Origin of the sequence: Actinomadura sp. CNU-125 (assembly GCF_001942465.1) — a bacterium.
Lineage (GTDB): Bacteria > Actinomycetota > Actinomycetes > Streptosporangiales > Streptosporangiaceae > Spirillospora.
This window is the reverse complement of record NZ_MKJY01000250.1, coordinates 1-8,161: the sequence shown is the minus strand read 5'-3', so window position 1 is coordinate 8,161 and position 8,161 is coordinate 1. Positions and strand designations below refer to the sequence as shown.

The 8,161-nt window shown below is 74.1% G+C and carries 5 protein-coding genes and 1 pseudogene; 1 reads left to right on the top strand and 5 read right to left on the bottom strand.

Annotated elements, in window-relative coordinates:
* The 4 genes from BJF79_RS26830 to BJF79_RS55870 form a co-directional block, all read right to left on the bottom strand.
* Nucleotides 1–1,701 (bottom strand): chaplin family protein (locus BJF79_RS26830; protein WP_075901499.1); only part of this gene is annotated, 1,701 nt, incomplete at its 3' end.
* A 269-nt stretch (nt 1,702–1,970) separates the two neighbouring features.
* On the bottom strand, nt 1,971–2,954 hold the full coding sequence (locus BJF79_RS26825) for a hypothetical protein (RefSeq protein ID WP_075901497.1): 984 nt from the start codon (nt 2,952–2,954) through the stop codon (nt 1,971–1,973).
* A gap of 604 nt (nt 2,955–3,558) precedes the next feature.
* Complete coding sequence (locus BJF79_RS26820; RefSeq protein WP_075901495.1) at nt 3,559–4,806, bottom strand: NAD(P)-binding domain-containing protein; 1,248 nt, start codon at nt 4,804–4,806, stop codon at nt 3,559–3,561.
* Between the two features lie 31 nt (nt 4,807–4,837).
* Entirely contained in the window at nt 4,838–6,061 is a 1,224-nt protein-coding gene (locus tag BJF79_RS55870) for an ATP-grasp domain-containing protein (RefSeq protein WP_075901493.1), read from the bottom strand.
* A gap of 79 nt (nt 6,062–6,140) precedes the next feature.
* Here BJF79_RS55870 and BJF79_RS65820 point away from each other — a divergent pair.
* A pseudogene (locus BJF79_RS65820) lies at nt 6,141–6,872 on the top strand (hypothetical protein); the annotation flags it as partial.
* 281 nt (nt 6,873–7,153) lie between these two features.
* Here BJF79_RS65820 and BJF79_RS26805 read toward each other — a convergent pair.
* A partial coding sequence (locus tag BJF79_RS26805; protein ID WP_075901489.1) for a glycosyltransferase occupies nt 7,154–8,161 on the bottom strand: 1,008 nt, incomplete at its 5' end.

The window sequence follows — 8,161 nt, the reverse complement described above, 5'->3', positions numbered from 1 at the left end:
GGGGCCGCCGCGGGCCGCGCGCGGGTCGCGCCCGGCGGGCGTCCGGGGTCGAGCCCCAGCACGGACGTCACCGACGACACGGTCGTGACCGGGTCGACGAGCGCGCCGGGTCCGGTGGACGCCCGCGCTCCGGGGGCGGTGGCCGCCGTGGAAACGGCGAGGGCGGCCGTCACCGTGACGGCCACCGGGATCAGTTTGCGCACCAACATGTCGTCTCGTTCCTCTCGCTGCGGCGTACCGCGCGGCGTGCGGCGTACGGCGGCACGATCCGCGACGGCGAGGAGGGACGGCACGTCTGCCGTCCCCTCCGCGTGATCGATCGCTGCGACCCGCGGTCGACGCGACACGGCGCGACCTGGCCGCCCGACGCCCCGCGGTGGCGTAAGGTCGGCCGGTCCGCCGCCGCATCGGCCGCGGATCGTTCAGTCCCGGGTCCGTCCCGGACCGGACGGTGCGGAGCCGCACCGCGCCGTCCCGTCCGCTCCGGCCCCGGTCACTTCGGGCTCGCTCAGGGCGCGACCGGCGAGCGACCTCGACGGGCGCCTGGTCCAGCGGCAGGCTCTTGCCGGCCGTGTCGGTGACCGGCGCGGTCTTCGTCAGCGCCTTCACGAGGCCGCGCAGCATCCCGCCCTTGCGGGTCCGCTCGGCCGGGGCCGCGGCGCGCTCGTTCGCGACCGGCGCGGCGGGCTGCGCGACGGGCGCGGCCGCGCCGACCCGGCCGAGAGCGCCGCCGGCGACCGATCCCACCGTCTCGCCGACCTTGCCGACCTTGCCGGTGACCTCGTCCGTCCCGGGGGCGTGGCCGCCCTTGCGCAGGGTCGGCGGCAGCTCGTGGTCGTCGCCGTCGCCGACGGACGCGCCGCCCTTGCACTGCGCCTTCGACAGGCCCACCACCGCGACGGAGTTCCCGCACACGTTGATCGGCACGGAGATCGGCGCGACGACCTGGTTGCCGCCGAGGATGGAGAAGTTCCCGGCCGTCTTCATGTCGGGCTTGCCGGACCGCTCGTACTCGGACCTGGCGCCGCCCTTGCACTGGGCCTTGGACAGGCCCACCACCGCGACGGAGTTCCCGCACACGTTGATCGGCGCCGAGATGGGCAGGACGATCTGGTTGCCGCCCAGGATCGAGAAGTTCCCGGACGTCTTCATGTCGGCGCCGTGCCCGTGCTTGCCGTGCTTGCCGTGCTTGCCGTGCCCGTGGCCGCGCTCGGTGGACGCGGCGCGGTAGCCGCGGTCGTCGTGGCCGTGACCGTGGCCGTGGCCGTCGTTCTCGAACTCGACCTCGGCGCCGCCCTTGCAGTACGCCTGCGAGAACGCGGCGAGCGCCGCGACGGAGTTGCCGCAGACGTTGACCGGGACGCTGATCGGGGCCACGACCTGGTTGCCGCCGCCGATGGAGAAGTTCCCGGCCGTCTCCATGTCGCCACCGTGGCCGCCGTGCCGCGCGTGCTCGACCTCGGCGCCGCCCTTGGACTGGGCCTGCGAGGCCGCCACGAGCGCCGCGACGGAGTTGCCGCTGACGTCCACGGGGATGGAGATCGGCGCGACGACCTGGTTGCCGCCGAGGACGGAGAAGTTCCCGGCCGTCCGCATGTCGGCGTGGGCGACGGCCCCGGCCGAGCCGAAGCCGGTGCCGACGGCGACCGCCCCGGCCGCGACGAGTGCGGCGCGGCTGGTGTTCTTGGCCCAGTTGCGCATTTGTTGCTCCTGTCTTTTCTTTCGTCGATTCGATGAATCGTTGGATCGGCTGCACGGCATCGTCCGGATGTGCGCAGCGCGCAGCGTCCGAATGAGGCCGATGCTCATTCAGAGAAAGGTTCGAGAGAACGGATCACCGGAACGGTCGTGGTGATCTCGGGCGGCGCGGAAACGGCCGCCGGGGCCCTGCGGCGAGGACGCACGGGGCATACCCGGTACGAAGTACGCGGTACGCGATGCGTGCGGCCGCCGGGCCGGGAAGGGACGTGCTAGTCGGGAACGACGGCCGGACGGCCGGGTGCGGCGATGTCGGTCAGGGACGTGCGGCGGAAGGCGCGCAGGTCCATGCCGAGGGGCGCGGCCGGGTCGGCCGCGGTCGCCAGGTCGGTGAGGGGCCCGAACGGGTGCCCGCCGACGGACGATCCGCTCCGCGGGCTGTCCTGGCCGGGCAGCAGGGGCGGCGTGTCGAGCGGGTCGTGCCCGCCCCGGCACGTGGTGCACGTGTCGGGATCGGGAAGGTCGTCCGGGGAGACGGAACCGGCGAACTGCGCGGGGACGACCTTGCCGTCGCCCACGTGCACGCCCTTGGCCGCGTGTTGCGGCGTCTTCGATCCGCCCTGCCCACCGGACCCGGAACCGGACGCGGTGCCGTCCTGGACGGTGCCGTCCGGCGCGTCGCCCTTCGGCAACCGCACCGGAACCGGAACCTTGACCGGCACCGGGGACGCGTCGCGCACCCCGCCGACGAGCTTGCCGAGGAACTGCCGGCCGGGCTCGTCGCCGCGCTCGCGCACGTTCTGGACGCCGGTGGCGTCTCCGAGCTCACGCAGGGCGCGGACGGCGGTGTCCCCGTCGCGGACGATGTCGCGCCCGCGCTCCCGCAGGTACCCGGCCGGACGTTCGCGCACGTCGCGCACGTCGCCGGTGACGACCTCGGTGGTCTCCCGGGGCGACCAGTTCCACCGCACCTTGAGGTGGCGCAGCGTGGCGAGGCTCGACTCGTTCCGCGTGGACGGGCCGGACGGAGCGGACGGGCGGGACCGGTCGGCCGCCGCCGAGCCCACGAGATCGTGCGGGGCGCCGCTGCGCGACGTCCCGTCGTCGGCCATCGCGGCGCCGTTCAGCGACGCCAGCGCGATCCAGCCCGCGAGGGCGAAACCCGCGACCGCGAGCAGCCGGGCCAGCGAACGCAGGACGTGGACATGCCGATCGCGGAGGCCCCTGGCCTCGCACTCGATCGGTGTCGCGTCCACGTCCGGATCTCCCTCGCCCGCTTCTTCCGGCCCCGTTCGGGACCGGTTCCTGTTCGGTCGAGGACGACCGTAGCACTTTCCCGAGGGCGATCCCGGGACTATTTCAATTTACCTTCGGCGTGTCCCCGAACGATTCTTCGGGCCGCCGCCCGCCTTTTCCCGCACGCGCCCCCGAGCGCCGCACCGCACCGTTCGTCCGCCATTAGTCCGATTCTGGGTGATATGTCGTTACTCGCTCTCGGGACATGTATGCCGAGCGGTATCGACGTGCGTTAGATTCGGCGGACGCCCGTTCCGGCGAGGAGAGCTCCCACGATGACCGACCCCGTCTTCCCCTGCGTCCCCGCACGTGGCCGCGCCCTCCGCGCGCCGCGTCGCCTTGCTCCGGCTGCCCGGGATGCCCGGGAGGTCCGCCCGCCGCCCGCGCCGCCGAACCGTCCGGCGGGTGCATCGGTGCGGCTCGTCGAGGTCCCGCGCACCCGTCCGTCCCCCTGGACCTTCTACGCGCGCTGGGACGTCGCGCCGGGCCGCCCGCCGCTGACCCCGGACGCACCGGCGCCGGCGCCCCCGGGTTCGGGTGCGCCGGCGACGGCTCGGTGGTGCGTCAGGTGCGCAGCGCGTCCGGGCCCGGCACGGAACCCGGACGGCGCAGCGGGGTGCGGCCGCGCGGCGTGGTGCGGATGATGTGGCCGGAGATGCGGCGGGCGGCGAAACCGGAGCCGTGGACGAAACGCATGACCGGCCCGAACGTGGCGGCGGCCGCGAGGCCCGCGAAGTAGAGGCCCGGCATGGACGACTCGAAGTCCCGCGACAGGACGGGCGAGCCGAGCCGCGCGGTGACGCGGGCGCGCAGGTCCGGCGAGAGCATGGTGAGGCGCGTGAGGTCGGGGACGTACCCGGTCGCGGCGATGACGTGCTCGGTCTCGATAACGTCGCGGCGGCCGTGCCGGTCGGTCGTGGTGACGGCGATGCCGTCGCCGCTCTCGATGGACTTCTGCAGATGGACGCCGGTGGTGATGCGGACGCGCTCGTCGCAGCGGTCGCGCAGCCACCAGGCCCCGGCGGGCGGCAGGGTCTCGCGGACGAGCCGCTGCCGCGTCGCCTCGGGCAGGTGCCGGACGAGCCCGGGACGTTCGGCCCACAGCCAGGTGCGGTAGCCGCTGCCGAGGCCGGAGCGGGGGCCGCCGCGGGCCTTCTCGGGCAGCGAGCGGTGCTCGTTCGGGCGCGGGTTCCAGTCGAGGCGGGCGCGGCGGGCCAGCACGTGCGGGCGGGCGCCGATGTCGGCGAGCAGGACGGCGGTCTCCAGCGCGGACTGCCCGGAGCCGACGACGGCGACGTCCTTGCCGCGGAAGAGCCCGAGGTCGTTGTGGTCGCTGGCGTGCGAGACGAGCCACGACGGCATCCCCGAGAGTTCCTCGGGGATGTGCGCGAACGGGCCTACGCCGACGGCGACAACGACCGTCCGGGTGCGGATCTCCTCGCCGTCGGCGAGGTCGACGATGTACCCGGGGCCGCCGCGTTCGACGTTCATGACCTCGCCCGGCGTCGTGCCGGGCGTGCACACGGACGCGAACCAGCGGCCGTAGGCGACGAACGTCTCCAGCGGGATCGGCTGGCCGAAGCGCCAGCCGGGGTTGCGGTCGGTGAACCCCATGCCGGGCTGCGGCGCGCCGAGGCTGGACGCGAACGGCTCGGACTTCAGGAACATGCCGGGCGGCATGCCGACGTCCCAGAACTGCATCGGCGTGCCGATGACGCGGACGTCCAGGCCGATGTTCTGCAGGTGCGCGGCGGTCGACAGCCCGTAGGGTCCGGCGCCGACGATGACGACGTCGCTGGCCGAGTCGCTCATGTGGTTCCCCCGTGGTCGGTTCGTTGGTGGATCAGGGTCGGGACGGACGGTCCCGGCGCGCGGCGCGGAAGTGTTCGGCCGCGCGCAGCGCGCTCTGCCGGCCCATCGCGAAGAAGGGCCGCAGGTCGTCGCCCGCGTACCAGGCGAGTTCGTCGGCGGCGCGCAGCGGGCGGAGGGCCCCCGTGCGCGGTCGCGGGCCGAGCGCCCGCCGGAGGTAGTGGTTCTCCACGAGCAGGTTGCGTCCGATGGACGGCCGGGCGTCCGGGACGGCGCGTCCGGACTGGTCGAGGTGCAGGACGCGGGCGAGGTCGAGGCCCCGCGCGTCGGTGAACAGCCGGAACTGGGCGCCGATGCGCGGGTTGAAGTCGAGGAGCCGGTAGTCGCCGGTGTCCGGGTCGAGGCGGAAGTCGAGGTCGACGAGGCCGCGGCAGCCGAGCAGCCCGACGACGCGGACGGCGTGGTCGTACAGGGCGGGGTTGTCGACCCATTCGCCCGCGACGGTGTGCCCGGCCTGCGGCGGGTGCGCGAGGTGCTTGCGGCCGACGCCGCCGTAGCGGCATTCGCCCGCGGCGTCGAAGTAGCCCTGGAAGAACCAGTCGCCGCCGTCCAGCGGGATGCGCCGCTGCAGGACGAGCGGGCCCGCCTCGTGGTCGGCCGCGCACGCGAACAGCCGGTGCACGTCGGCGGCGTCGTGGACGAGCGTGGTGCTGCGGAGCCCGCGCGGGAGCAGCCAGGGCCGCGCCCATTTCGCGATGACCGGCAGGTCGAGGGACTTGATCGCGTCGTGGACGTCGTCGGCCGTCCGGGGGATGCGGGCCTGCGGGGCGGGGACGTCGTGCTCGGTGCAGGCGGCGAGGAGGCGGGCCTTGTCGGCGACGCGGCGGGGGACGTCCGGGTCCTGCGGGGGGACGGCGAAGCGGGGGGCGAGCGCGTCGGCGTACTCGGCGGCGAGATCGCGCCCGCCCGCGTCGTCCATCGGGAGGAGGAGCGCGGGGCCGCCGGGGATCCGTTCGCCGATCATGCGGAGGTGGCCGAGCAGCGCGGACGGGCGCTGCGCGGGCGGCGCCCACGGGTGCGCGCGGTGCAGGTGCCGGGAGCGGGACACCGGGTTGCGGCGGCCTTCTAGGACGGCGTGGACGGGCACGCCCGCGCGTCCGAGGGAGCGGATCACGCCGAGGGTGCCGTGGTGGAACAGATTGTGGTCGGTGCGCAGCAGCAGGACCGGAAGGCCGGAATCGAGGCGCACGGCAGCCATCCTTGTCACTGGGTAAAATTTTCCATCGGACGCTTTGCTGATTTGTTCGGGTGCCGCTCGGTCGGGCATAAGGATACGCATGCGCGCAACGGATATCCATTCACCCGGACGGCCGTCACGGCGTTTCCGTAAACGACCTATACCGTTCTGCCCGCTCTACGTCACGCTAACCACCGCACTGGCGCTCTGCACGCTCACCGCGTCCACCGTTCCTTTTCCGACATTCCTGCGGGCGCAGTCGTCGGAGACAAAAGAGAAATACGTTCCGCTGGGGGCGTTTCTCGGTTCCGGGCCGGAAGGCGCCCGGCGGATCGCGCGCTTCGCGGACTGGCTCGGCGCCGCGGTGACCGTCGGCCACACCTACCTGCCGGGCGACAGCTGGAAGGCCATCGAGGGCCCGCCGGAGATCATCGGGCCGTGGGCCCGCTGGACGAACGCCGACCCCCGCCGCATGCTGGTGCTCAACGTGCCGATGATGGCGCAGAACGAGAAGCGGGTGCCGCATCCGATCATGTCGCTGCGCCTCTGGCAGGGCGCGGCCGGACGGTACGACGAGCGGTACCGGACGCTCGCGCGGCGGCTCGTCGACGCGGGCGCGGGGGACGCGATCCTCGTCCTCGGCTGGGAGATGAACGGCAACAGCTACAGCGGCCAGTGCGCGCCGAATCCCCCCGCGTGGAAGGCGTACTGGCGCAGCATCGTGGAGGCGATGCGGTCCGTTCGCGGCGCGAAGTTCCGATTCGATTTCACGCCCGCGCGCGGCCGGGACACGATCGAGTGGACGAAGTGCTATCCGGGCGACGACGTCGTGGACATCATCGGTTCCGACACCTACGACCAGCCGAACGGGGCGACGTTCGACGACTATGTGAACGAACCGTACGGGCTGCGGCACCAGGCCGAGTTCGCGGCGGCGCACGGAAAGCCGATCTCGTTCGCGGAATGGGGCCTGTTCCGCAATTCCGACAATCCCGAATACATCCGGGGAATGCATCGCTGGATCATGTCGCACGACGTCGTCTACCAGACGATCACCGACTACTGCCCGCACGGCGTCTGGTCCTGCCCCGAGAACCCGCGCTCGGCGCGCGCCTACCGGGAGCTGTTCGGCGGCGTGCCCGCACCGGCGAAGCCGACGGCGAGGAGCGGCTCGACGCACCGTCCGTCGTCCGGGACCGGCACGGGCGCCGCGGCACCGCGCGTGACCTCGGCCAGCCGGTCGAGCGTCCCGGCCAGGTCGTAGTCCGCCGCGACCTCCGCCGCCTCCCGTCCCTCCTTCTCCGCGATGCCCGGGACGAGCAGCCGCGTCGCGAGCTCCGCGGCGAGCGGCGCGGGCTCGTCCGGCGGGACCAGGGCCCCGGTGCCGGGCCGGACGATCTCGGTGAGGCCGGGCACGCGGGTGCCGATGAGCGGGCGTCCGGTGGCCATCGCCTCCAGCGCGGTCAGCGGGAGCCCCTCCCAGCGGGACGGGAGCGCGACGACGTCGGCGGCGGCGAACCAGTCGCGCGGATCCGCCACCGCGGGGACGAACTGGACGTTACGGGCGCCCGCGGCGCGCAGGCCGTCGAGGTCCTCGCCGTCCCCGACGATCGCGAGCCGCGCGTCCGGGCACTGCGCCAGGACGTCCGGCCACGCCGCGACCAGCACGTCCTGCCCCTTCTGCCGCGTCAGCCGCCCGACGCACACCGCGAGCGGAACCCCCGCAGGCACCCCGACGCGGGCCCGCGCGGCCGTCCGGTCGGCGCCCGACGCGAACGTGAACCGGCTCCGGTCCACGCCGTTGCGGACGAGCCGGTGCGCGCCCCGCACCCCCGCCTGCACGCCCTCGCCCAGCTCGCCCGCGCCGACGTACACCTGCGCCGCCGCGCGCCGCGCCGCGACCCGCTCCCACGCGAGGCTCAGCGCGCGCTGCCGTCCGGTCGCCGCGAGCCACGACCACCCGTGCGGCTGGAAGATCACCGCCGTGCCGCGCGGCGCGCGCAGCAGCCGTCCGGCGAGCCCCGCCTTGGACGAGTGCAGGTGCACGACGTCCGGCCGGAACCCGGCGAACGCGCCGCCGCAGCGCCAGCGCCTCCACCGGCGCGCGCCCCGGGCGCGCGC